24 protein-coding genes are annotated in these 21,710 nt (G+C 61.6%); 9 read left to right on the top strand and 15 right to left on the bottom strand.

All coding sequences use genetic code 11. The annotated features are described in order from the left end of the window. The first annotated feature begins 8 nt into the window (after positions 1-8). A complete protein-coding gene (gene fmt, locus ACM5SV_RS16050) occupies positions 9-944 on the top strand; it encodes a methionyl-tRNA formyltransferase (protein ID WP_012755816.1) in 936 nt (311 codons plus the stop codon). Then, complete coding sequence (gene truA, locus ACM5SV_RS16045; protein WP_012755817.1) at positions 944-1,762, top strand: tRNA pseudouridine(38-40) synthase TruA; 819 nt, start codon at positions 944-946, stop codon at positions 1,760-1,762. The genes fmt and truA overlap by 1 nt, the downstream gene beginning before the upstream one ends. A 6-nt stretch (positions 1,763-1,768) precedes the next feature. On the opposite strand, the gene ACM5SV_RS16040 is transcribed toward truA, so the two are convergent. The 3 genes from ACM5SV_RS16040 to dapD all read right to left on the bottom strand — a co-directional run bounded on the left by ACM5SV_RS16040 (position 1,769) and on the right by dapD (position 4,507). Further along, positions 1,769-2,365, bottom strand: a complete 597-nt coding sequence (locus ACM5SV_RS16040; protein WP_012755818.1) for a hypothetical protein — start codon at positions 2,363-2,365, stop codon at positions 1,769-1,771. After that, positions 2,352-3,545 (bottom strand): succinyl-diaminopimelate desuccinylase, encoded by a 1,194-nt coding sequence (gene dapE, locus ACM5SV_RS16035; protein ID WP_017995888.1) that lies wholly within the window; start codon positions 3,543-3,545, stop codon positions 2,352-2,354. The genes ACM5SV_RS16040 and dapE overlap by 14 nt, the downstream gene beginning before the upstream one ends. A 101-nt stretch (positions 3,546-3,646) precedes the next feature. After that, positions 3,647-4,507: a 2,3,4,5-tetrahydropyridine-2,6-dicarboxylate N-succinyltransferase gene (gene dapD / locus ACM5SV_RS16030; protein ID WP_012755820.1), complete on the bottom strand. Its 861-nt coding sequence runs from the start codon at positions 4,505-4,507 to the stop codon at positions 3,647-3,649. 192 nt (positions 4,508-4,699) lie between these two features. Between dapD and ACM5SV_RS16025 the strand changes: the two genes are divergently transcribed. Beyond that, the gene (locus ACM5SV_RS16025; RefSeq protein ID WP_012755821.1) at positions 4,700-5,566 is read left to right on the top strand and encodes an LOG family protein; all 867 of its coding nucleotides are present in this window, start codon (positions 4,700-4,702) and stop codon (positions 5,564-5,566) included. An 86-nt stretch (positions 5,567-5,652) separates the two neighbouring features. Here ACM5SV_RS16025 and ACM5SV_RS16020 read toward each other — a convergent pair whose 3' ends face one another. Both ACM5SV_RS16020 and ACM5SV_RS16015 read right to left on the bottom strand, forming a co-directional pair. After that, positions 5,653-6,291 carry an EF-hand domain-containing protein gene (locus ACM5SV_RS16020; protein WP_222015244.1) on the bottom strand — a complete coding sequence of 213 codons (639 nt, stop codon included), beginning with the start codon at positions 6,289-6,291 and terminating at the stop codon, positions 5,653-5,655. Between the two features lie 104 nt (positions 6,292-6,395). Beyond that, positions 6,396-7,103 (bottom strand): pyrimidine 5'-nucleotidase, encoded by a 708-nt coding sequence (locus tag ACM5SV_RS16015; RefSeq protein ID WP_012755823.1) that lies wholly within the window; start codon positions 7,101-7,103, stop codon positions 6,396-6,398. A 102-nt stretch (positions 7,104-7,205) separates the two neighbouring features. Between ACM5SV_RS16015 and ACM5SV_RS16010 the strand changes: the two genes are divergently transcribed. Further along, positions 7,206-8,282, top strand: a complete 1,077-nt coding sequence (locus ACM5SV_RS16010; RefSeq protein WP_222015247.1) for a bifunctional transcriptional activator/DNA repair enzyme AdaA — start codon at positions 7,206-7,208, stop codon at positions 8,280-8,282. Then, the gene (locus ACM5SV_RS16005) at positions 8,279-9,049 is read left to right on the top strand and encodes an isocitrate lyase/PEP mutase family protein (RefSeq protein ID WP_221990320.1); all 771 of its coding nucleotides are present in this window, start codon (positions 8,279-8,281) and stop codon (positions 9,047-9,049) included. Before ACM5SV_RS16010 ends, ACM5SV_RS16005 begins: the two co-directional genes overlap by 4 nt. Positions 9,050-9,220: 171 nt before the next feature. Here ACM5SV_RS16005 and ACM5SV_RS16000 read toward each other — a convergent pair whose 3' ends face one another. Next, positions 9,221-10,369, bottom strand: coding sequence for an alpha-hydroxy acid oxidase (locus tag ACM5SV_RS16000; protein WP_012755826.1), 1,149 nt, complete (start codon positions 10,367-10,369; stop codon positions 9,221-9,223). Positions 10,370-10,438: 69 nt separating this feature from the next. Beyond that, complete coding sequence (argB, locus tag ACM5SV_RS15995; protein WP_003556104.1) at positions 10,439-11,326, bottom strand: acetylglutamate kinase; 888 nt, start codon at positions 11,324-11,326, stop codon at positions 10,439-10,441. A gap of 143 nt (positions 11,327-11,469) precedes the next feature. Here argB and ACM5SV_RS15990 point away from each other — a divergent pair, with 143 nt between their 5' ends. The 3 genes from ACM5SV_RS15990 (at position 11,470) to ACM5SV_RS15980 (ending at position 13,402) form a co-directional block, all read left to right on the top strand. Continuing rightward, complete coding sequence (locus ACM5SV_RS15990) at positions 11,470-12,009, top strand: sigma-70 family RNA polymerase sigma factor (RefSeq protein WP_221990319.1); 540 nt, start codon at positions 11,470-11,472, stop codon at positions 12,007-12,009. After that, complete coding sequence (locus tag ACM5SV_RS15985; RefSeq protein WP_012755828.1) at positions 12,006-12,725, top strand: anti-sigma factor; 720 nt, start codon at positions 12,006-12,008, stop codon at positions 12,723-12,725. The genes ACM5SV_RS15990 and ACM5SV_RS15985 overlap by 4 nt, the downstream gene beginning before the upstream one ends. Positions 12,726-12,847: 122 nt before the next feature. Beyond that, the gene (locus ACM5SV_RS15980; RefSeq protein ID WP_222015249.1) at positions 12,848-13,402 is read left to right on the top strand and encodes a fasciclin domain-containing protein; all 555 of its coding nucleotides are present in this window, start codon (positions 12,848-12,850) and stop codon (positions 13,400-13,402) included. A gap of 272 nt (positions 13,403-13,674) precedes the next feature. Here ACM5SV_RS15980 and ACM5SV_RS15975 read toward each other — a convergent pair whose 3' ends face one another. The 8 genes from ACM5SV_RS15975 to rpmH form a co-directional block, all read right to left on the bottom strand. Beyond that, positions 13,675-14,751 carry a sensor histidine kinase gene (locus ACM5SV_RS15975; protein ID WP_128407339.1) on the bottom strand — a complete coding sequence of 359 codons (1,077 nt, stop codon included), beginning with the start codon at positions 14,749-14,751 and terminating at the stop codon, positions 13,675-13,677. 121 nt (positions 14,752-14,872) lie between these two features. Further along, complete coding sequence (locus ACM5SV_RS15970) at positions 14,873-15,148, bottom strand: hypothetical protein (protein ID WP_003556110.1); 276 nt, start codon at positions 15,146-15,148, stop codon at positions 14,873-14,875. Between the two features lie 120 nt (positions 15,149-15,268). Then, positions 15,269-15,493 (bottom strand): hypothetical protein, encoded by a 225-nt coding sequence (locus ACM5SV_RS15965; RefSeq protein WP_003556111.1) that lies wholly within the window; start codon positions 15,491-15,493, stop codon positions 15,269-15,271. Between the two features lie 133 nt (positions 15,494-15,626). After that, complete coding sequence (locus ACM5SV_RS15960; protein WP_003545000.1) at positions 15,627-15,836, bottom strand: cold-shock protein; 210 nt, start codon at positions 15,834-15,836, stop codon at positions 15,627-15,629. A gap of 267 nt (positions 15,837-16,103) precedes the next feature. Further along, positions 16,104-16,757, bottom strand: a complete 654-nt coding sequence (gene yihA / locus ACM5SV_RS15955; protein ID WP_012755831.1) for a ribosome biogenesis GTP-binding protein YihA/YsxC — start codon at positions 16,755-16,757, stop codon at positions 16,104-16,106. Positions 16,758-16,910: 153 nt separating this feature from the next. After that, the gene (gene yidC / locus ACM5SV_RS15950; RefSeq protein ID WP_222015250.1) at positions 16,911-18,698 is read right to left on the bottom strand and encodes a membrane protein insertase YidC; all 1,788 of its coding nucleotides are present in this window, start codon (positions 18,696-18,698) and stop codon (positions 16,911-16,913) included. After that, positions 18,698-19,099: a ribonuclease P protein component gene (gene rnpA / locus ACM5SV_RS15945; RefSeq protein ID WP_003545005.1), complete on the bottom strand. Its 402-nt coding sequence runs from the start codon at positions 19,097-19,099 to the stop codon at positions 18,698-18,700. The genes yidC and rnpA overlap by 1 nt, the downstream gene beginning before the upstream one ends. A 20-nt stretch (positions 19,100-19,119) precedes the next feature. Next, positions 19,120-19,254: a 50S ribosomal protein L34 gene (gene rpmH, locus ACM5SV_RS15940; protein WP_003545006.1), complete on the bottom strand. Its 135-nt coding sequence runs from the start codon at positions 19,252-19,254 to the stop codon at positions 19,120-19,122. 419 nt (positions 19,255-19,673) lie between these two features. Between rpmH and ACM5SV_RS15935 the strand changes: the two genes are divergently transcribed. Continuing rightward, positions 19,674-21,671, top strand: a complete 1,998-nt coding sequence (locus tag ACM5SV_RS15935; protein WP_012755833.1) for a methyl-accepting chemotaxis protein — start codon at positions 19,674-19,676, stop codon at positions 21,669-21,671. Positions 21,672-21,710 lie beyond the last annotated feature (39 nt).

Here is a 21,710-nt window from a genome sequence, read left to right as displayed (position 1 = left end):
GAGATAAAATGTCTCTTCGCATCATCTTCATGGGAACGCCGGAGTTCTCGGTTCCGACCCTGCGCCTGCTCGTCGATGCCGGCCACAGGATCGTTGCGGTCTATACGCAGCCGCCGCGGCCGGGCGGGCGGCGCGGCCTCGATCTGCAGAAATCGCCGGTGCATCAGGCCGCCGAACTGCTCGGCCTGCCGGTCTTCACCCCGGTCAATTTTAAGGACCCCGAGGAGCGCGAGAGGTTTCGTGGCTTGAATGCCGATGTCGGCGTCGTCGTTGCCTACGGGTTGCTGCTGCCGGAGGCGATTTTGAACGGCACCCGCGATGGCTGCTACAACGGTCATGCCTCGCTGCTACCGCGCTGGCGCGGTGCGGCACCCATCCAGCGGGCGATCATGGCCGGCGACGCAAAGACCGGCATGATGGTGATGAAGATGGACAAGGGTCTGGATACCGGCGCCGTGGCACTCACCCGCGAGGTCGAGATCGGCCCGAACATGACGGCTGGCGAGTTGCACGACCGGCTGATGCTCGTGGGCGCCAAGGCGATGGCGGAAGCCATGGTGAAACTCGAAATGAACGACCTGCCGCTGACGCCGCAGCCGGAAGACGGCGTGCTCTATGCGGCCAAGATCGACAAGGCCGAGACGCGCATCGATTTTTCCAGGAACGCCGGCGACGTGCACAATCACATTCGCGGCCTGGCGCCGTTTCCGGGTGCCTGGTTCGAGCTCGAAATCGGCGGCAAGCCGGAGCGGGTCAAGGTGCTGGCGTCCGAGCTGGCTGAAGGGCAGGGTGCTGCCGGGCTATTGCTGACGGACGATCTCGTGATCGCCTGCGGCTCGGGCGCGCTGCGGCTGACCAGGCTGCAGAAGGCCGGCGGCAAGCCGCTGGCGGCGGCCGATTTCCTCAGGGGCACGCCGCTTGCGGCGGGCACGAGGCTCACCTGATGCCGCGTTTCCGCATGACCGTCGAATATGACGGCGGCCCCTATGTCGGCTGGCAGCGGCAGGAAAACGGCCACTCGGTGCAGGGCGCGATCGAGGCGGCGGTGCTGTCGCTGACCGGTGAGACGGTCTTGGTGCGCGGCGCGGGCCGTACCGATTCCGGCGTCCACGCCATGGGGCAGGTGATCCATGCCGATCTTTCGAAGGAGTGGTCGCCCTACCAGTTGCAGAATGCCTTGAACGCGCATCTGAGGCTCGCCGGCGAGCGGGTCTCCATTCTCGAGGTCGAGGCGGCTCCCGAGTTCTTCGATGCCCGTTTTTCGGCGCTGCGGCGCCATTACCTCTATCGCATCGTCAGCCGCCGGGCGCCGCTGGCGCTCGAAGCCGGCAAGGCCTGGTGGGTGCCGAAGGTGCTCGACCACGAGGTCATGCATGCCGCCGCCCAGAGGCTGGTCGGCAAGCACGATTTCTCCACCTTCCGCGCCGCCCATTGCCAGGCAAACAGCCCGGTGCGCACCCTCGACCGGCTGGATGTGACGCGCAACGGCGAACTGATCGAGATCCGCGCCACGGCGCAGAGTTTTCTTCACAACCAGATCCGCTCCTTCGCCGGCACGCTGAAGCTCGCCGGCGAAGGCAAATGGACGCCTGATGATGTCGAGGCGGCGCTTGAAGCGCGCGACCGCAAGGCCTGCGGCCCAGTGGCGCCGCCGGACGGGCTCTATTTCATGCAGGTGGATTATCCCGACGTGATCCCCGATCGCCGAAGGCCGGTCACCGATACCGATGCCAATGACGGGGATGCTGACGATCCCTCGTAAACTTGGTCAGACGGGATAGATGCCGAGGAAGTGCTGCAGATATTCCGAAAGGATCATCGATGGCACGAGCAGCACCAGTGTCAGCGCCCCGGTCATCAGCGCGTGACCGTGGCAGATCATCCGGATAATGCGGGCCAGCACGAAGACCTGCGCCAGCATGAAGGCGAGCAGCAGCAGCGAGACGAGGCCGATGGATCCAGGCAGGAAGAACACCAGCGCCAGCAGCAGCCCGTTGATATAGGAGAGCGGCACGCCGAGCCAGTTGACGCTGACGACGACGGGCGCGAAACGCTCGCCCATCCGGAAGGCAAGCAGCAGAACCCCTGCAAAGACCAGCGGCACGAACCAGTTGGCGACCTCGACGAGGCCGAGCCTGATATAGAAGGGAAAATCGACATCGGCTTCCGGCGGCATCGACCGCAGGAAGGCCTGCCGCCACCAGAGCCAGGAAATACCCATCGGCGGCAGGCACCAGAGCATCGCCCAGAACGAGCGATTGACGCCGCGCTCGGACATATCGAGGTAGCGGAAGCCGCGCGGATCCAGCCGGATCAGCAGCCAGAGGCCGGCCAGGTAATATTGAACCTCCCTAAAGCCCGGCATTGGCGAACCAGCGGGCGATGAAAGTTTCGTAGATTGCCGTCAGCGTCTCCAGATCAGCGACAGCGACGCGCTCGTCGACCATGTGCATGGTCTGGCCAACGAGGCCGAACTCGACGACCGGGCAATAATCCTTGATGAAGCGCGCATCCGATGTGCCGCCGGTGGTCGAAAGCCGCGGCGACTGGCCGGCAACACTTTCGACGGCTGAAGACAGTGAGGCGATCAGCGCATTGTTGCGCGTCAGGAAGACATGGCTCGGCCGGTCGGCCCAGACGATATCATAGGCCACCGGATCGCGGCCCGGCCGCAATGCGCCGTTGCCGGCGGCGGCTTCCAGACGGCGCAGGATTTCGGCCCGCAGCGTTTCGACGGTCCAGCTATCGTTGAAGCGGATGTTGAAGCTTGCCGATGCCTTGGCCGGAATGACGTTGGTCGCCGGGTTGCCGACGTCGACCGTGGTCACTTCGAGGTTCGAAGGCTGGAAATCGCCGGTGCCGGCGTCAAACGGCGGGTCCATCAGCGCCTGCGTCAGCTGCAGCATGCCGCGCACCGGATTGTCGGCAAGATGCGGATAGGCGGCATGGCCCTGCACGCCGTGCACGGTGATTTTACCCGACAGCGAGCCGCGCCGGCCGATCTTGATCATGTCGCCGAGCCTGTCCGGATTGGTCGGCTCGCCGACAAGGCAGGCATCCCAGCGCTCGCCGCGCTCGGCCGCCCATTGCAGCAGCTTGATCGTGCCGTTGATCGCCGGGCCCTCTTCGTCGCCGGTGATCAAAAAGGAAATCGAGCCGTTGGGCGGCCCGTTTTTCTCGATATGGCGGGCGACGGCGGCGACGAAACAGGCGATGCCGCCCTTCATGTCGACGGCGCCGCGGCCGAAAAGCTCGCCCTTCGAAATCTGGGCCTCAAACGGTGGATGCGTCCAGGCGGCTTCGTCGCCGACCGGCACGACATCGGTATGGCCGGCAAACATCAGATGCGGGCCGTCCTTGCCGAGGCGGGCATAGAGGTTTTCGATCTCGGGTGTTCCCTCTTCGCTCGCCTTCACCCTGTCGACCGCAAAGCCGAGCGGCGCAAGCATCGCCTCCAGCGCCGTGAGCGCGCCGCCTTCGGCGGGCGTCACGGACGGGCAGCGAATCAGCGTCTGGAGATTGGCGACGGGGTCGGTAGCGGTCATGGCGGTCGAACTATCCGGCGGGAATGGCAAAGACATGGCAAGGCGGGGCCGCCTCGCGTAAAAAGACGCCGTCTGTTTACCGGATCAATGTCCCGGTGTCATCAATCTCTGAGCAGCTCGTTGATGCCGGTCTTCGAGCGGGTCTTTTCATCGACGCGCTTGACGATGACGGCGCAGTAGAGATGCGGCGCCGGCTGGCCGTTGCCCATCGTCGCATTACCCGACGGCATTGAGCCGGCGACGACGACGGAATAGGGCGGCACTTCGCCGTAGCTCACCTCGCCGGTGGCGCGGTCGACGATCTTGGTCGACTTGCCGATAAAGACGCCCATGCCGAGCACCGAGCCTTCGCGGATGATGCAGCCTTCGACCACCTCGGAACGGGCGCCGATGAAGCAATTGTCCTCGATGATCGTCGGGCCCGCCTGCATCGGTTCCAACACGCCGCCGATGCCGACACCGCCGGAGAGATGCACATGTTTGCCGATCTGCGCACAGGAGCCGACCGTCGCCCAGGTATCGACCATCGTGCCTTCGCCGACATAGGCGCCGAGATTGACGAAGGAGGGCATCAGGATGGCGTTCGGGGCGATATAGGCCGAGCGGCGCACGACGCAGTTCGGCACGGCGCGGAAGCCGGCGGCGCGGAAATGGTTCTCGCCCCAGTTTTCGAACTTCGAGGGAACCTTGTCCCACCAGGTCGAGTTGCCCGAGCCGCCCTCCACCACGTCCATGTCGTTGAGGCGGAAGGACAAGAGCACGGCCTTCTTCAGCCACTGATTGACCGTCCAGGCGCCGTCGGCGGAGCGTTCGGCGACACGGGCCTTGCCGGCATCGAGCAGATCGAGCGCTGCTTCGACCGCATCGCGAACCTCGCCCTTCGTCGACGTGTTCACATTGTCGCGATTGTCGAAGGCGGATTCGATGATCTTTTCGAGGGATGCGAGGTCGGTGGCGCTCATGAGAATTCCTTAAACTTCGATCTTTATCGTGGAGACGGGGTGTCTCCGGAATTGCGGTTGGCGGGGTTTACCCTGCTCTACAGCATGAAGCCGTAGAACGGAATGATTTTTCCGACAAGATCATACCTGGATTCAAGGCGTTATAGCGACATATCCGGCTTCGTAGCCGGCAATACCGAAAGGCATTTCGACATGGCGAAGGGACGAAACGGCGGTTCGAGGCGCAAGGATGGCGTATGGGACCCGCTGAAGAGCAGCTCGACCGACAAGCAGCGCGCCGAAGCCGTGCCGAAGACGCCGCAGACGATGTCGCCTGCCTACCGCCTGGCCTATGTCGACCAGGATTTCCTCTGCCGCGAGGAGTTGCGGCCGATCCGTCTGCAGCTGGAGCTGTTGAAGACGGAAATGATGCTGACCGAACGCGGCATCAAGTCGACCGTCGTCATGTTCGGCGGCGCCCGCATTCCCGCCCCCGGCCAGAGCGCCTGGGCAGCCCGCAACGACATCCAGCGCGTCAACCTGGAGGCGGCCTCGGTCTATTATGACGAGGCGCGCAAATTCGCCCGGCTCTGCTCGAAATATTCGGCCACCTTCAATTTCCACGAATATGTCATCGTCACCGGCGGCGGCCCCGGCGTGATGGAGGCCGGCAATCGCGGCGCGGCCGACGAGGGCGCCCCTTCGATCGGCCTCAACATCGTGCTGCCCCACGAGCAGGCGCCGAACGCCTATGTGACGCCGGAGCTCAGCTTCAACTTCCACTATTTCGCCATCCGCAAGATGCATTTCATGGTGCGCGCCAAGGCGATCGCGGTCTTTCCCGGCGGCTTCGGCACGCTCGACGAATTCTTCGAATGCCTGACGCTGATCCAGACCGGCCGCATGGAGCGCCTGCCGCTGATCCTTTTCGGCGAGACCTTCTGGAGGAGCATTATCAATTTCGAGGCATTGGCCGAATTCGGCACGATCGCGCCCGACGACGTCAAGCTGATCAGCTTCGTCGATACGGCAGAAGCCGCTTGGAAGATCGTCCAGGATTTCTACGAACACCGCGAATAGGGGCCAGAACGCGGCGTTTCGACGAATCTCCCACTCTTTCCCCGCTGGAGCAGGGAAAGAGTGGAGATACATCGGCTCGTTCGGCCTTACAGAAGTGGCCGGTCCGGCATGTCGTCGATCGAGATGACGCCGTCCTTGTTGCAGTCCATCCGAGTGAACAGCTTGTCCATGCCGGCTTCAGCTTCCTGTTTGGAAATCTGGCCGTTCTGGTCGGTGTCGACCCGGTGCATCACGATCGAGGCACGCATGATGTTGCCGCCATGGCGCATCCAGCGATGTCCGTCACGACCCTCGTGACCACCCTGAGGCGGCCGGCCCTGGTCGTTATTATCAGGCGTCGCGTCTGCGGTCTTCGCATCCTTGTTATTGCTGGCATCCTGCTTGCGCTGATCTCTCATCGCCTGCATCTGCGCTTTCTGGTATGCGCCGATTTCGCCTGGGGTCAGCGAGCCGTCCTTGTTGGTGTCGATCGCAGCGAAGATCTTGTCGATGCCGGCGGTCGCCTCGTCCTTGGAGATCTGTCCGTCCTTGTTGGTGTCGAACTGCTTGAGCATGCGGACATAGGTGATTTCGCGGAAGGCGGCAGGCCCCGGACCGTGCATGGGACCGTGCCTGCCGGGGTGCTGACGCGGCCCGTCACCGGGCGCTGCATAGCCGGCTCCGGCGGCTGCGCCGAAGATGAGGGTGGAGGAAAGCGCTGCCAGTATCAGCTTGTTGCGGTACATCGTGTTTGCCTTTCGTAAGGTGTCCCCTCACGAAAGAAGCTATGGCAGCAGGCCCGCAAGACCCAGTTAAACATCGGTAAGCTAAGTGAAAACTTGGTAATGCTTCAGCCGGTAATCTTGCCGAGAAAAGCGGCAAGGTCGTCGGTGACAAAATCGATGTGATCCTCATCGCCGCTGGTCTTTTCCCACCATTCGACGACCGTCTCTTCCAGATTGCGCGGCACCAGCAGCACAGTCTGCATGCCGAGCGCCTTCGGCACCGTCAGGTTGCGCGGTAGATCTTCGAACATGGCGGCCTTGGTGGTTTCGACCCGCTTCAGCGCCATGAACTTGTCGTAGGTCGCCTGCGCCGGCTTCGGCACGTAGTCGGCGGCGACGATATCGAAAATGTCGTCGAAATGCTCGAGAATGCCGAGCGCCTCCGCCGTCATCTCTGCATGTTTGACGCTGCCATTGGTGAAGATGAACTTGCGCCCCGGCAGCGCCTTGATCGCCTCGCCGAGTTCCGGCTGCGGCGTCAGCGCCGTGTAGTCGATCGCATGCGCCTTTTCGAGAAAGTCGTTCGGGTCGATGCCGTGATGGATCATCAGGCCCTGCAATGTCGTGCCATGCTCGAGATAATATTGCTTCTGCAGCTTGCGCGCCTCTTCCCGCTCCATCTGCAAGAGTGCCGCGACATAGGCAGTCATGTTCTTGTCGATCTGCGCGAAGAGATTGACATGATGCGGATAGAGCGTGTTGTCGAGGTCGAAGACCCAATCTGTAACGTGCTCGAAATCGGCTTTATCAGGCGTGCGGTCGATCTTGGTCATGGCGGTCTTATGGCACGGCTTATCCGCCAAGGAAATCGGCAAGAAAGAATAGACGCCCGATTTTCGGCGGACGGCGCAGGCACGGAATGCTAGAAAGCGCTCATGCTTTTCGAACGCCCCAATGACGATACGCTCTATGATGCCCTGATCGCGCGCAGCGCCGATTATGAGGGCCAGGCCTATGTCTGCGTCAAGACGACAGGCATCTTCTGCCGCCTGACCTGCCCGGCGCGCAAGCCGAAGCGGGAAAACACGCTCTTTTTCGATACGATCGCCGCCTGCATGCATTCCGGCTTCCGCCCGTGCCAGCGCTGCAGGCCGCTGGAGCAGCCGGGCAGGGAGCCGATCGTCGACGAGCTGCTTGCCGCGCTCGACCGCGAGCCGCAGTTGCGCTGGAGCGAGGATGAGCTTGTGCGCCGGGGCCACGATCCCTCGACCGTGCGCCGCGCCTTCAAACGCGGGCTCGGCATGACCTTCCACGATATCGTCCGCTATCGCCGACTGGGCGAGGCGGCCCGGCAACTGGCCGATGGCGCGCGCGTTATCGATGCTCAGCTTGAGGCCGGATATGACTCCCCAAGTGGTTTCCGGACGGCTTTTCAGCGGCTCGTCGGCAAGGCGCCGGCGCTGTCGCAAAACCGTGAATTTCTGTTTGCCGACTGGTTCGAGACGCCGCTCGGACCGATGGTGGCCGTTGCCGACCGGACGCATCTGCACCTTCTCGAATTCCACGACCGCAAAGCGCTGCCCACCGAACTCGAGGCACTGCAGAAGCGTGTCCGCTCTTCGGTCGCAATCGGCCGCACGCCGGCGATCGACCAGATCGAGGCAGAAATCCGGGATTATTTCGAAGGGCGGCTCACCGTCTTCAAGACGCCATTGGCGCTTGGCGGCACGCCCTTCGAAAAACATGTCTGGGCAAAGCTCATGGACATCCCTGCCGGCCAGACGCGCGCCTATGGGGATCTTGCAAGGGAGATGGAAAGGCCGGAGGTCGTGCGTGCCGTCGGCCGCGCCAATGGCGCCAACCAGCTTGCCATCATCGTGCCCTGCCATCGCATCCTCGGCGCGGATGGTTCGCTGACCGGCTATGGCGGCGGGCTCTGGCGCAAGCAATGGCTGTTGCGGCATGAAGAGAAGATCAGAGCACAAGCACCTAACGTGGAGGAGACGGCATGAACCAGAGTGAAAAGGCCAAGGCATTCGGAGCATTGCACCGCAAGGGCGACCCGGTTGTTCTTTACAATATCTGGGATGCCGGCACGGCCAAGGCGGTGACCGATGCCGGCGCCAAGGCGCTTGCAACAGGAAGCTGGTCGGTCGCCGCTGCCCATGGTTATGCCGACGGTGAGAAGCTGCCGATGTCGGTGCTGGTCGAGACGGCAAAATCCATCACCGCTGTCGTCGATCTGCCGCTTTCGGTCGATTTCGAAGGCGCTTATTCGGCTGAGCCTGAGGGTGCCGCCGCCAACGTCGCCAAGCTGGTGGAGGTCGGCGCTATCGGCATCAATTTCGAGGATCAGGTGGTCGGCGGTGGCGGGCTTTATCCGGCCGAGAGGCAGGCGGCCCGCATCCGCGCCATTCGCGCCATGGCGCAAGGCAAGGGCATTCCCTTCTTCATCAACGCTCGCACCGATCTCTTCCTGGCGGAGAGCGATCTTTCCAAACATGCCGGTCTGGTGGAAGAGGCGATCGAGCGGGGCAAGGCCTATGCGGCCGCCGGCGGCAGCGGCTTCTTCGTTCCTGGCTTGATCGATCCCGCCTTGATCGAGAAGATCTGCGCCGCATCGCCGCTGCCGGTCAACATCATGATGCGGACAGGCGCCCCTGACGTGAAGACGCTCGCCAAGCTCGGCGTCGGCCGCATCAGTTATGGTCCGGGGCCTTACCGATCGATGATGGAAAAGTTGAAACAGGAGGCGGCGGCGATTTATAGTCTGCTCTGACGTCGAATGCCCGAGGGCCGCAGATCTAAAGCATGTCGCGCAAAAGTGTGCAGCGGTTTTGCGACAACGGCATGCGTAAAAACAAAAAGCTAAAGCGCGACGAGCGAATCCGAAAGATCGCGACGCACTTTAGTACGAAAGGCTGCGGCCCGCAATGAAATCCCGTTCCGCTCAGGAACGGAAGCGCAGATTCCGCCGGCTGAGCTGGCTGACCGAGGTGCAGCCCATCAGCTTCATGCCGCGCTCGATCTCGGTGCGCATCGTCTCCAGCGCCCGTTCGACACCGGGCTGTCCGGCCGCGGCAAGCGGGAAGAGATAGTAGCGCCCGAGCCCGACGGCCTTCGCCCCCAGCGACAGCGCTTTAAGAACATGCGTTCCCCGCTGCACGCCGCCATCCATCATCACGTCGACCCGGTCGCCCACGGCGTCGACGATCTCGGCCAACTGGTCGAAAGCGCTGCGCGAGCCGTCGAGCTGGCGCCCGCCATGATTGGAAAGCACGATGCCGCTGCAGCCGATCTCGGCCGCGCGCTTGGCGTCTTCGACCGACATGATGCCCTTCAGGCAGAATGGCCCGCCCCATTCGCGCACCATCTCCGCCACGTCGTCCCACGACATCGAGGGGTCCAGCATCTCGGTGAAGTATCGGCTGATCGACAGCGCGCCGCCATCCATCTTGACGTGGTTTTCGAGCTGCGGCAGCCGGAAGCGCTCATGCGTCAGCCAGTCGATCGCCCAGGAAGGCTTGATCGCGAACTGGGTCATGCCGGCAAGATTGAGCTTGAAGGGAATGGCAAAGCCCGTGCGCTTGTCGCGCTCGCGGTTGCCGCCGGTGATGCTGTCGACCGTCAGCATCATCGCCTGCACGCCGGCATTTTTCGCTCGCGCCATCATCTCGCGGTTGAGGCCACGGTCCTTGTGGAAATAGAACTGATAGACCTGCGGCCCGTTGCTGATCTGTCTGGCTTCCTCCAGGCTGATCGTGCCGAGCGAGGAGACGCCGAACATCGTGCCATGTTTTGCCGCCGCCGCCGCGACCGCCCGCTCCCCCTGGTGGTGAAAAAGCCGCTGCAACGCCGTCGGCGAGCAATAGACCGGCATTGCGAGCTTCTGGCCCATGACAGTTACCGACATGTCGACATCGGCCACACCGCGCAAAACGTCGGGCACCAGATCGCAGGCCTCGAAGGCCGCGGTATTGCGCCGGTACGTCACCTCGTCGTCGGCACCGCCGTCAATATAGTCGAATATCGGTCCGGGAAGACGCCGTTTGGCCATGCGCCGGAAATCGTGAAAATTATAGCAGTCTGTCAGGCGCATTTCTTTCCTCGATACCCTGTTTCCGCGTCAGGAAGATCCGCCCTTCGCAAGTGAAGGGCGCAGCCTGGTTCAGGGAACGATCAGCGTTCCGACGCCGTGCTCGGTGAAGATCTCGAGCAGCACGGAATGGGCGGTCTTGCCGTTCAGGATGACGACGCCCTGCACGCCGGCCTTGATCGCATCGATGCAGGTCTCGACCTTGGGGATCATGCCGCCCGAAATCGTGCCATCGGCGATCAGCGCATGTGCTTCGGCGACAGAAAGCTCCTTGATGAGCTGGCCGTTCTTGTCGAGCACGCCCGGCACATCGGTCAGGAACAGCAGCCGGGTGGCGTTCAGCGCACCGGCAATGGCGCCGGCGAAGGTATCTGCATTGATATTGTAGGTGGCGCCGTCGCGGCCAGGCGCCACGGGGGCGATGACCGGGATCATCTCGGAGCGGGCAAGCAGATCGAGCAGCGTCCGGTCGACCTCGACCACTTCGCCGACGAAACCGAGATCGAGCACGCGCTCGATGTTCGAATCCGGATCTTTGATGGTCTTGCGCGCCTTTTCGGCGAAGACCATGTTGCCGTCCTTGCCGCAAAGGCCGATCGCCCATTCGCCGGTCTGATTGATGAGCGCGACGATTTCCTTGTTGATCGAGCCGGCGAGCACCATTTCGACGATCTCGACCGTTTTCTGGTCGGTGACGCGAAGGCCGCCCTCGAATTTCGATTCGATGCCCATCTTGCTCAGCATGGCGCCGATCTGCGGGCCGCCGCCGTGAACGACGATCGGGTTGACGCCCGATTGCTTCAACAGCGCGATGTCGCTGGCAAAGGCCTTGCCGAGCTCGGGATTGCCCATGGCGTGGCCGCCATATTTCACGACAATCGTCTTGTTCTCGTAGCGCTGCATGAAGGGCAGCGCCTTGGCCAGAAGCCGTGCCTGCATTTCGCTTTCGGTTTCGTTCATGGGAACCCCGCAGAATTGTTCGCGGCCTTTTATCGCAAGTTTCTGACAGAGGGAATAATCCAGAGGGCAATAGTTTTTCGTATCTGGCGCGGAGCCGGACGCCGTTACGGTCTGGCGCACGTAAGCTTGAGATGAGGAACGGCATGCAAGGCGATGACATCGCAGACCTGATCGGCCGCGTCGCACTCGGCGACCGCAGGGCTTTCGTGGCCCTCTACAATCAGACCGGACCGAAACTTTTCTCGATCTGCCTGCGTATCTTGAAGGATCGCACGGAAGCCGAAGAGGCCCTGCAGGAAGTCTATATCAGCATCTGGCAACGCGCTCGCAGCTTCTCCGTCGCCTCGGGTTCGTCCTCGGCATGGCTGGCGGCAATTGCCCGCAACCGGTCGATCGATGCGCTGCGGGCGCGCAAGCCCGTCGCCGACGAATTGGACACGGTCTATGATCTGGCCGATGCCGGACCCGACCCGGAAATGCAGACGGTGACGAAGGATGAAGGAAGGCGGATTGACACCTGCATGGAAGAGTTGGAAGCTGATCGTGCGGTCGCCGTGAAACGGGCTTATGTCGAAGGGCTGAGCTATCAGGAACTGGCCGATCAGTTTGGTATCCCGCTGAACACGATGCGGACCTGGCTCAGGCGCAGCCTCTTGAAACTGAGAGAGTGCATGGAACGATGACATCGCCCGACAAAAGCAAGGGAGACCGCTCCCGCGACGAGGTTCTCGCCGGCGAATATGTGCTTGGCGTCCTGTCGTTGCAGGATCGCCGGGTGGTGGAAGAGCGCATGCGCCACGACCGGCCCTTCGCTGCGATCGTCAGCCGCTGGGAAACCAACCTCTCCGCCTTCAACGACGAGTATGAAGGCGTTGCTCCGAACCGGGAAACCTTCAAGCAGATCGAGGCGCGGCTGTTCGGCGATGGCCAAAAGCCCCCGTCCTTTTCCCAAGGGCTCTGGAATTCCGCCGTTTTCTGGCGCTCGCTGAGCTTCGCCTGCATCGTCGTCGCCGTCAGCGCCGTCATCTTCGCCTCCGGCGTGGTGCCGGAGCCGCAGGGACCGGCACCGCTGGTAGCCTCGCTTTCGGGCCAGAACAGCACCATCAATCTTCTCGCCTCCTATGAGCTGCAGAGCGGCCGGCTGAAGATCGTGCCGGTCGCCGCCGGTAAGCCGGAGGAGAAGTCGCTGGAACTCTGGCTGGTACCGGGCAGCGGCATGACGAGATCGCTCGGCGTCTTCCAGCCGGGCGAGAGCGGTGAACTTGTCATCCCCGCCGATCTGCGCAGCCAGGTCGCCGATGGCGCAACGCTTGCCGTCAGCCTCGAACCCTTCGGCGGTTCGCCGACAGGCCAGGCGACCGGTCCGGTGATCGCAAGCGGTCCCCTGCACCGACCATAACCGTCTCGGCCATAAATCATGTCTCCTCACTGAAACTCTTCGGCGCGGCCCTCCGTAGTTCGAAATGTCCGGACGACGCTCAGGCATAAAGCCCGCGGATGGTGTCCGGTGAGGAGAAAATCATGATCAAGTCCGTATTGCGCGGCGTCGCGCTCGCCACAGCCATGTCCGCCGTCGCCTTTGCCGCCGCCAAGAATCCAGTGGTCGGCGGCGCTGCGATGTTCGATAGCAAGAACATCATCGAGAACGCCGTGAATTCCAAAGATCATACGACGCTGGTCGCAGCCGTCAAGGCGGCAGGCCTGGTCGGCACGCTCGAAGGCAAGGGCCCCTTCACCGTCTTTGCGCCGACCAACGAAGCTTTCGCCGCCCTGCCGAAGGGCACCGTCGATACGCTGCTGAAGCCGGAAAACAAGGCGACGCTCGCCAAGGTTCTGACCTGCCACGTCGTTGCCGCCGATGCGATGGCCAAGACCGTTGCCAAGATGATCAAGGATGACGGCGGCGAGCACGACATCAAGACCGTCGGCGGCTGCGTGCTGAAAGCCAAGGAAAGCATGGGTAAGATCACGCTGACCGATGAAAACGGCGGCGTCTCCCATGTGACGATTGCCGACGTCAAACAGTCGAACGGCGTCATCCATGTCGTCGACAAGGTGCTGCTGCCGAAGATGTAAGCCCGCTCGTATCGCCAGACGCATTGGGGCGCTCCTAGAGCAATTCCAGGAAAAGTGCAGAGCGGGTTTCCGTCCGGAATTGCGCAAAAACAAAAGGTTAGAGCGGTTCTGCGCTTCCATAAAAAGCTGAACGCTCTAAGGGCGCCCCAAACACAAATTGATGAGGTGGCTATCGCATAACCCCGAAATTCGGCATCGATTTTCGGAAAGGATTACGCGCAGATTCAAAATGATAGAGCGTCCCTAGTGCGTCTGAAAAGGCGCGCGGCGCTCTATTGGGCCGCTTCAGCTCTCGGGAAGACGAGGGAGACACTCATGCCGGTGTCAGGGGATGAGCTGACTTCAACCTCGGCGCGGGCATTCTGTTTCAGTGACTGTACGATCATCGCGCTCAGCTTTCCCGGCTGCGGCCAGGTCACATCCGGGGGAAGACCGACCCCGTTATCAGCAACGGTGATCCTGCAGCCTGTATCGCTGACGACACAGCGGAGTGTGATTTCGCCGCCATCACGCCCCATGAAGGCATGCTTCAGCGTATTGGTGAGGAGCTCGTTGATGACGAGGCCGGCCGGCATGGCGACATCGACCGAAACCGGCCAGGTGTCGACCTTCATGTCCAGCCGGATCCCTTCCACGGCATGGGCCGCCATCACCGAGGCGGCAATCTGGCTGACATAGGTGCCAAGATCGACAGTGGCGCCTTTCTCTTCGTCTGACAGCGAGCGATAGAGCAGGGCCAAGGCTTCAATCCGCCCGGCAAGCCGTGCAAACCTTTCGCTTTCCTCATTCTGTTGGGCATTGCGCGCCTCCATTCGGATGAGCGCCGTGATCATCTGAAGATTGTTCTTCACACGATGCTGTAGTTCCCGCAGAAGGACATCTTTCTCCGTCAGCAGTTCGCTGAAGCTCTCAGCGGCCGTCGCCTCATTGCGGGCAGCAAAGGCCACCAGTCGGAAGAGTGGGGTGTCATCATCGTCGACGATCGTATTCGACCAGACATCGATAATGACGGTGCTCTCGGGTTCGGCGGCGAGCGAGAAGGCGCCAATATATTCCTCCGCAGAGGTCACAGCAGCTGTGAGCGGCACCTCTCCGGAGACGGCGGTGGAGTTCAATTTAATGTCCGGCCAGGGTTTTCCCTGGACCTCGGTTGCCTCAAGCGCCGTCAGCCGTTCGAATTCGAGATTGACGTAAACCAGCGGCTCGTCGCCACCGAGTTCGGAGACAGCCACCGCGAATGGCACATGATCGAGAAAGTGTCGAAACCGGTCGTCATCAAGGGCTTCGGCAAGATGGGGCAAGTTGCCGACGCCTTCTGGCGAAATCGGCTGGTCTTTGCTATCGGTCATCAAATATTACTCTTGGACGCGGCTTTTCCCGCACAGCAGGAGAACTAGGGTTGCTTTAAAAACTGCTGGGACGCAAGCGTTGATCGGCGGCACGTCCATCGATTTCCGGCCACAGGGTGATTTAAGCCCGGTCATAGGTAAATGACGTCAGCAGGGTCGTGACGAAATTGCTCGCCCTTTCCTTGACCAGCACTTCCGTCCATTCATCAGTCCCGCGCAGCCGCAAATCCGTGTAAATACTGTCGACGGCCGCTTCTTCGATACGCTTGATATGCGTCTTGAACGAAGCCTCGCCGCCGCCGTGATACATGTCTCTGATCACCATGCGCAGAATTTCCTGAATGGCGATCTGCCAGGCCGTATTGATCGACTGAAGTTCCTGCGGAGTCTCTGCCATTGATGCTTCCTTGATGCGAGTGAATATCAGCACGCTTTGGGTCGTGTGCAGCGCGCGATCTGTAAGCCCGTCATTTCAGACGCGTTTTAAGTCTCGAGCCTTGGCGATCGGGTTGTGATCTCAGCGGGCCCTGGCGCGTTTTGCAATGAGGGCAGAGGTTGCCGACACCCGGTCACTCTGTTCCCTGGCAAGCCGGGCCTCCCGAAGCCGCAACGTCTTTGCCTGTTGCGACTGGGCGTCGGATTCGAGCTCTTCGGCCGCCTGGTTCTTCGCGAAGAACTGGGTCTGGACGTTGCCGAAGGCAATCTCCGCCCGCTGTCGAGATTTGCTGTATGTCTCTGTCATGTTGGCTCCGATACGGGTGGGCTCGACGCGCGAGCGAAAACAAAAAAGGCCAGGCAAATCGCCTGGCCTTGGATTGATAACGTGCTTCCGGCAGTGCCAGTACATCCGTGGTCAAAGGGAAGCAGATACCGATTTAAGCGTTCTGGAGATTGCAAGCGGACATCTTGCCCGACTTGTTGTCGCGCTCGAGGTCGAAGCCGATCTTCTGGCCTTCGACGAGTTCGCGCATTCCGGCGCGCTCGACGGCGGAGATGTGAACGAAGGCGTCGTCGCCGCCATTATCAGGCTGAATGAAGCCGAAGCCTTTGGTGGAATTGAACCATTTAACTGTGCCAGTGGCCATGATGATGAACCCTTTCATAGCAATATTGAAGAACCGCAACGCCAAGGCGATGCGGATGGTGATAGCGATTTTTGAAAGGAAGTTCGTTCAGAGCGCGGTGCCAATCGCGCGATAACCAAGCCAGCAAGCAAAATTCGATGCTCGCTATCTAGCTCATTAAAGCTGCTTCGTCAACCTTTAGTTTTCAACTGTAAGCAGATTCAACTGTTGGATGTCGCTGAGGCCTTTACACCAGACAAGTCGCCGCGTCCGGCGCGCGTACGCCCTCTACTTCCAGCGGGCGATACCGACGGTTTCGGCGATCGCCTGGCGCAGTTCGTCCAGTCCATCGCCCTTTTCCGAGGAGGTGGACAGCACGCCGGGATAGGCGGCCGGGCGCTTGCGGATCTTTTCCGCCGTTTCGGCAAGCAGCTTCGGCACGCCAGCCGCCTTGATCTTGTCGGTCTTGGTCAGCACGATCTGGTAGGAGACGGCGGCCTTGTCGAGCAGATCGAGCACGTCGTCGTCGTTCTTCTTGATGCCGTGGCGGCTGTCGATCAGCACATAGACGCGCTTCAGCGTCGCGCGGCCGCGCAGGTAATCGAAGACGAGCTTGGTCCACTTGTCGACCTGCTCTTTCGGCGCCTGCGCATAACCATAGCCCGGCATGTCGACGATCGCCGTCGGCGGCAGGTCTTGGCCTTCGCCGGAATAACCGTCCGGAACGAAATAGTTCAGTTCCTGCGTGCGTCCCGGCGTGTTCGAGGTGCGCGCCAGGCCCTTCTGACCGACCAGCGCATTGATCAGCGAGGATTTGCCGACATTCGAGCGACCGGCAAAGGCCACTTCCAACGGCCCTTCCGGCGGCAGGAAGTTCAGGGACGGTACGCCGCGGATGAAGATCCACGGGTGGCCGAAGAGCGGCTTTTCGGTTTCGGGCATGCGGGCTCTGCAATCTCTGGGTTGGGTCTTTTACCGGGCTTCGTGGTTTTGCAGGCGGATGTCAAGCTTCGAGGCCGTTTGCAGGCTATGGCTTTGCCTCCTTCTTCCGCTGCCGCAAAAGAAAAGCCCCGCCGGAGCGGGGCTTGGCAGGCATCATTTCGACGGTGCCGTTTTTCGTCGGAACAGACCCTTCAGATTGTCGAAGAGTTCGACCTTGACGCCGTGGCGCTTCATGATCACCGACTGCTGCGCCACCGAGAGCGTGTTGTTCCAGGCCCAGTAGATGACCAGGCCGGCCGGGAAGCTTGCCAGCATGAACATGAACACCAGCGGCATCCAAGTGAAGATCATCGCCTGCGTCGGATCGGGCGGCGTCGGGTTCATGCGCATCTGCAGGAACATCGTGACGCCCATGATCAGCGGCCAGACGCCGAGATGCAGAATGGTCGGCGCCTCGAAGGGCAGCAGGCCGAACAGATTGACGATCGTCGTCGGATCGGGCGCCGAAAGGTCCTTGATCCAGCCGAAGAACGGCGCATGCCGCATTTCGATGGTGATGTAGATCACCTTGTAGAGCGAGAAGAAGATCGGGATCTGCAGCGCCACCGGCCAGCAGCCGGCGATCGGATTGATCTTCTCTTCCTTGTAGAGCTGCATCGTCGCTTGCTGCAGCCCCATGCGGTCGTCTGCGAATTTCGCCTTCAGCTCCTCCATCTTCGGCTGCATGCGCTTCATGTTCGCCATCGAAGCGTACTGCTTGCTGGCGAGCGGGAAGAACAGGAGCTTGACGACGATGGTGGTGCACAGGATCGCCACGCCGAAATTGCCGAAGTAGCGGAAGAAGAAGTCCATCAGCTTGAACATCGGTTTGGTGATGAAATAAAACCAGCCCCAGTCGATCAGCCGGTCGAACTTCGGGATCGAGTAGCTGGCCTCATAACCGTCGATGACGGGCACTTCCTTGGCGCCGGCGAAGACGAGGTTCTTCAGCTCGATCGATTGGCCAGGCGCAACGGTGAAGGCATCTTCCTTGTAGTCGGCCTGATAGCGCGGCTGACCGTCGGCAAAATGCGAGAAGCTTGCCTCATAGGGAGCGCTCTGCGGTGGAACGATCGTCGCGGCCCAGTATTTGTCGGTGATGCCGAGCCAGCCACCGGTAGATTTGGCCGGCTTGACGGCTTCCTTTTCGGCGGCGGTATATTTCGTTTCGACGAGGCCGTCGTCGCCGATGACGCCGATGAAGCCTTCATGCAGCACGTAGACCGAGGGCGTCGTCGGCTTGTTGTAACGCGTGACACGGCCGTAAGAATTGAGCGAGGCGGGAGCCTGGCCGGCATTCTCGATCTTGTCGGCGACGGTGAACATGTAGCGTTCGTCGACGGAGATGGTGCGGGTGAAGGTCAGACCCTTGTCATTGGTGTAGGAAAGCGTCACCGGCGTCTTTTCGGTGAGCTTGGCGCCCTCCGGAGCCGTCCAGAGCGTCGAGGGACCGGGAACGCTGCCTGTCGCGTCACTACCGATATAGCCGAGCTCGGTGAAGTAACCGTCCTTGGTTTCGGCCGGGCTGAACAGCGTGATGATCGGGCTCGAGTCGTCGACGGTCTCGTGGTAGCCCTTGAGCTTCAGGTCGTCGAGGCGGGCGCCGGCAAGATTGATCGAGCCGGAGAGGGCAGCAGTGTCGATGACGACGCGCGGGCTCTTTGCCAGCGCCTGCTCGAGCGTCGCCGTTGCGGCCGCCTGGCTGGTAGGTGCCGCACCGCTCGGCTGGGCCGGCGTCTGACCTGCCGGCTGCTGCACCTGCTCGGTCTGCTGCTGCGCCTTCTGGGCTTCCTGCACCTTGCGCTGGGCCTCGATGCGCGGATTCATATAGAGAAATTGCCAGCCGAGGACGATCAGCACCGAGAGAGCGATCGCAATGAAGTAATTGCGGTTGTTTTCCATCATACGTTCCTGGGGCGTCCGTCTCCGGAGCGCCGGTGTTTCGGCCTGGTTTCCACGCGGGATTTCAGTTCCGCGGCCAATTCCTGGAAGGACGCGTCAAGCACGTCCCTGCGCGCGACAACCACATAGTCGTGTCCGGGCTGCATTGCAAACCCCGCATGAAGCCGCACCGCCTCTTTCAGGCGGCGGCGCATGCGGTTCCGTTCGACCGCGTTGCCATGTTTTTTGGTGACTGTAAAACCGACGCGTGCCTGGCTGTCGGGTTCCTTCCGGTCGAGGACTTCGAGAAGGAAGAGGCCGCCCCGGCGTTTTTCGCCCTCGCGCGCGGCAAGAAACTGCGGGCGGCTCTTCAGCCGCCCGACAGTGTGTTTTTTCTCACTGATCGTCAATTCGCCCGCCATCTCTTACCGGGCAGCCAGGCTTACGCCGACAGACGATTGCGGCCCTGCGCGCGGCGGGCTGCGATGACCTTGCGGCCACCCTTCGTGGACATGCGCGCACGGAAACCGTGGCGACGCTTGCGAACAAGCTTGGATGGTTGGTAGGTACGCTTCATTTATTTTAAACACCGCGGAGTGCGGCCCTTCTTGAATTTGCATAGTGCAAGGAGCGTTGTTTTTCGAACGGGCGGGCCATGAAAGGCTTAAGTGACCGAACGTGCGCGGGCTTATAAGGATGAAGCCTGTAAAAGTCAATTATGCCAGATAATTTCGCTCTGCGCTGCCGGCCCCTAAAGTAATTTCGCACCCTGGTGTTAAGAAATGAGGCATGCCCCGAGTGGTTGTAGTTTTCGTCGTGGCAGATCGATCGCCCCTGTTTTCAGGCGCTTAGGTCGGACAACCGTATTCGGCATGGATCATTTCAGAAGCCCCAATCGTAAATATTAGAAATCGAACTTTAATAAATTTCGCCGATATTCAACGCATCGACTGGGAATTTGCTTTCCAGGCAGTAGCGTAGCTAGGAGGCATTGCATTGAAGATCCGGGGCAAAATTAATCTGCTGGTTTGCGTGATGGGCGCGGTGGCGCTTTTGATCGGCGCAACGGCGTTGTCCGCCATGCACGAATACAGTCGCAACCTGACGGCTTACGAGCATGCCGCAGCCCGTGCCTATGCAGGCGAACGCCTCAACCGTTTCGTCACGGCGGTGGTCATGGAAGCGCGCGGCATCTATGCCGCCAAAACGATCAAGGATACGCCGAACTTCGCCAAGGGCCTGATGGCCGATCTCGACGAGATCGACAAGGTCATCTCGGGCTGGGCGCCGCTCGTTCCCGAGAGCCAGAAGGCCGACTTTGCCAAGCTCGTCGCCCGCGCCGCGGAATTCCGCACCTTCCGCACGGAAACGGTCCGTCTCGGCACGGAAGTCGGCCCCGAAGCCGCTGGCCAACAGGGCAACAATGACGCCAACCGCGCCAACCGCAAGGCGTTCCAGGCGGAAATCGATGCGGTCGTCGCCACCGACAAGGCAGCGCTGGAGACCGTCAACGCCGAGATCGAGAGCTTCCGCTCCTGGGTGCTGATGCTTGTACTCAGCATCACCGGCATCGGCATCGCGGTCGGCGTCGGCATGGGCTTCTATATCGGCACCAGCCATCTCAGCCGCCCGATCAAGCGCGTCACCCATGCGATCAAGGAAGTTGCCGACGGCAATTTCGACGCCGAGGTCCCCTTTGCCGGCCGTCCGGATGAAATCGGCGAGATGGCCGCAGCGGTTGCGGTCTTCAAGGCGAACGGCCTGGCCATCAAGCGCCTGAACGCCCAGGAGGCGGCGATGCGCGCCAAGAGCGACGACCTGCAGTCGAGCATGTCTGTCGTCGTGGCAGCGGCAGCAGCCGGTGATTTCGGCCACCGCATCAGCAAGGACTACGAGGACGATAACCTCAATCAGTTCGCCGGCAACATCAACATGCTGCTGTCGAGCGTCGATGCCGGCATCGGTGAGACCCGCCGCGTCATCGCAAGCCTTGCCGAAGGCGACCTCACCCAGACGATGAGCGGCAACTTCCAGGGCGCCTTCGCCGAGCTGCAGCAGAACGTCAACAATACCTTCGTTACCCTGCAGGCGACGATGCGCGAAGTGCGCGAGACGACGGAAGCGATGAACGGCAACACCGCCGAGCTGCGCAATGCCAGCGATGACCTGTCGAAGCGCACCGAGCAACAGGCAGCCGCCCTCGAGGAGACCTCGGCGGCCCTCGACGAGATCACCGCCGTCGTCCAGAATTCCACCGAGCGGGCGCATGAAGCCACCATCATGGTGTCCGAAGCCAAGGAGAATGCCGGCCGCTCCGGCGTCGTCGTGCGCAATGCCGTCGAGGCCATGGGCCGGATCGAGCAGGCCTCGCGCGAAATCAGCCAGATCATCAACGTCATCGATGAGATCGCCTTCCAGACCAACTTGCTGGCGCTGAATGCCGGTGTCGAGGCGGCACGCGCCGGCGATGCCGGAAAGGGTTTTGCGGTGGTGGCGCAGGAAGTGCGCGAACTCGCCCAGCGTTCGGCGACGGCTGCCAAGGACATCAAGGCGCTGATCACCAAATCCGGCAACGAGGTGCAGGTCGGCGTCAAGCTGGTCCAGGCGACTGGCGAGGCGCTGGCCGAAATCGGCACCCGCGTTATCGCCATCAATGACCATATCCATTCGATCGCGACGGCTGCGACCGAACAGTCGACCGGCCTCAAGGAAGTCAATACCGCCGTCAACCAGATGGACCAGGTGACACAGCAGAACGCTGCGATGGTGGAAGAGACCTCCGCCGCCACGCACAGGCTTTCGGCCGAAGCCGGTGGCCTGGTGCGCCTCATTGCCCGCTTCAAACTGTCGGATGATGCGCCGGCACCCGCGGCGCTCGTCCGCAACGAGCCGCATCGGCCGGTCGCCTCGCCCGCCCGCCGCGCAATCGCCAAGGTCGCACGCGCCTTCGGCGGCAATGCCGCCGCAGCCGAACAGAGCTGGGAAGAGTTCTGATCTTTCCTGATCACGTGCCTTCAAACGCCGCCTCCGGGC

The sequence above is a fragment of the Rhizobium sp. CRRU65 genome, assembly GCF_048551595.1.
Classification (GTDB): Bacteria; Pseudomonadota; Alphaproteobacteria; order Rhizobiales; family Rhizobiaceae; genus Rhizobium; species Rhizobium leguminosarum_J.
This window is presented reverse-complemented; position numbering and strand designations above follow the sequence as displayed.

Bases quoted from the DNA above. Each gene is read 5' to 3' on its own strand.
- fmt (WP_012755816.1), top strand. From the start codon at position 9: ATGTCTCTTCGCATCATCTTCATGGGAACGCCGGAGTTCTCGGTTCCG.
- ACM5SV_RS15975 (WP_128407339.1), bottom strand. From the start codon at position 14,751: ATGACCGATAGCAAAGACCAGCCGATTTCGCCAGAAGGCGTCGGCAAC.
- ACM5SV_RS16040 (WP_012755818.1), bottom strand. From the start codon at position 2,365: ATGCCGGGCTTTAGGGAGGTTCAATATTACCTGGCCGGCCTCTGGCTG.
- truA (WP_012755817.1), top strand. From the start codon at position 944: ATGCCGCGTTTCCGCATGACCGTCGAATATGACGGCGGCCCCTATGTC.
- rnpA (WP_003545005.1), bottom strand. From the start codon at position 19,099: ATGGCGGGCGAATTGACGATCAGTGAGAAAAAACACACTGTCGGGCGG.
- rpmH (WP_003545006.1), bottom strand. From the start codon at position 19,254: ATGAAGCGTACCTACCAACCATCCAAGCTTGTTCGCAAGCGTCGCCAC.
- argB (WP_003556104.1), bottom strand. From the start codon at position 11,326: ATGAACGAAACCGAAAGCGAAATGCAGGCACGGCTTCTGGCCAAGGCG.
- ACM5SV_RS15970 (WP_003556110.1), bottom strand. From the start codon at position 15,148: ATGGCAGAGACTCCGCAGGAACTTCAGTCGATCAATACGGCCTGGCAG.
- ACM5SV_RS15965 (WP_003556111.1), bottom strand. From the start codon at position 15,493: ATGACAGAGACATACAGCAAATCTCGACAGCGGGCGGAGATTGCCTTC.
- dapE (WP_017995888.1), bottom strand. From the start codon at position 3,545: ATGACCGCTACCGACCCCGTCGCCAATCTCCAGACGCTGATTCGCTGC.
- ACM5SV_RS16000 (WP_012755826.1), bottom strand. From the start codon at position 10,369: ATGCGCCTGACAGACTGCTATAATTTTCACGATTTCCGGCGCATGGCC.
- ACM5SV_RS16010 (WP_222015247.1), top strand. From the start codon at position 7,206: ATGCTTTTCGAACGCCCCAATGACGATACGCTCTATGATGCCCTGATC.
- ACM5SV_RS16015 (WP_012755823.1), bottom strand. From the start codon at position 7,103: ATGACCAAGATCGACCGCACGCCTGATAAAGCCGATTTCGAGCACGTT.
- ACM5SV_RS16020 (WP_222015244.1), bottom strand. From the start codon at position 6,291: ATGTACCGCAACAAGCTGATACTGGCAGCGCTTTCCTCCACCCTCATC.
- ACM5SV_RS15990 (WP_221990319.1), top strand. From the start codon at position 11,470: ATGCAAGGCGATGACATCGCAGACCTGATCGGCCGCGTCGCACTCGGC.
- ACM5SV_RS15960 (WP_003545000.1), bottom strand. From the start codon at position 15,836: ATGGCCACTGGCACAGTTAAATGGTTCAATTCCACCAAAGGCTTCGGC.
- yihA (WP_012755831.1), bottom strand. From the start codon at position 16,757: ATGCCCGAAACCGAAAAGCCGCTCTTCGGCCACCCGTGGATCTTCATC.
- yidC (WP_222015250.1), bottom strand. From the start codon at position 18,698: ATGGAAAACAACCGCAATTACTTCATTGCGATCGCTCTCTCGGTGCTG.
- ACM5SV_RS16005 (WP_221990320.1), top strand. From the start codon at position 8,279: ATGAACCAGAGTGAAAAGGCCAAGGCATTCGGAGCATTGCACCGCAAG.
- dapD (WP_012755820.1), bottom strand. From the start codon at position 4,507: ATGAGCGCCACCGACCTCGCATCCCTCGAAAAGATCATCGAATCCGCC.
- ACM5SV_RS15985 (WP_012755828.1), top strand. From the start codon at position 12,006: ATGACATCGCCCGACAAAAGCAAGGGAGACCGCTCCCGCGACGAGGTT.
- ACM5SV_RS15980 (WP_222015249.1), top strand. From the start codon at position 12,848: ATGATCAAGTCCGTATTGCGCGGCGTCGCGCTCGCCACAGCCATGTCC.
- ACM5SV_RS16025 (WP_012755821.1), top strand. From the start codon at position 4,700: ATGGCGAAGGGACGAAACGGCGGTTCGAGGCGCAAGGATGGCGTATGG.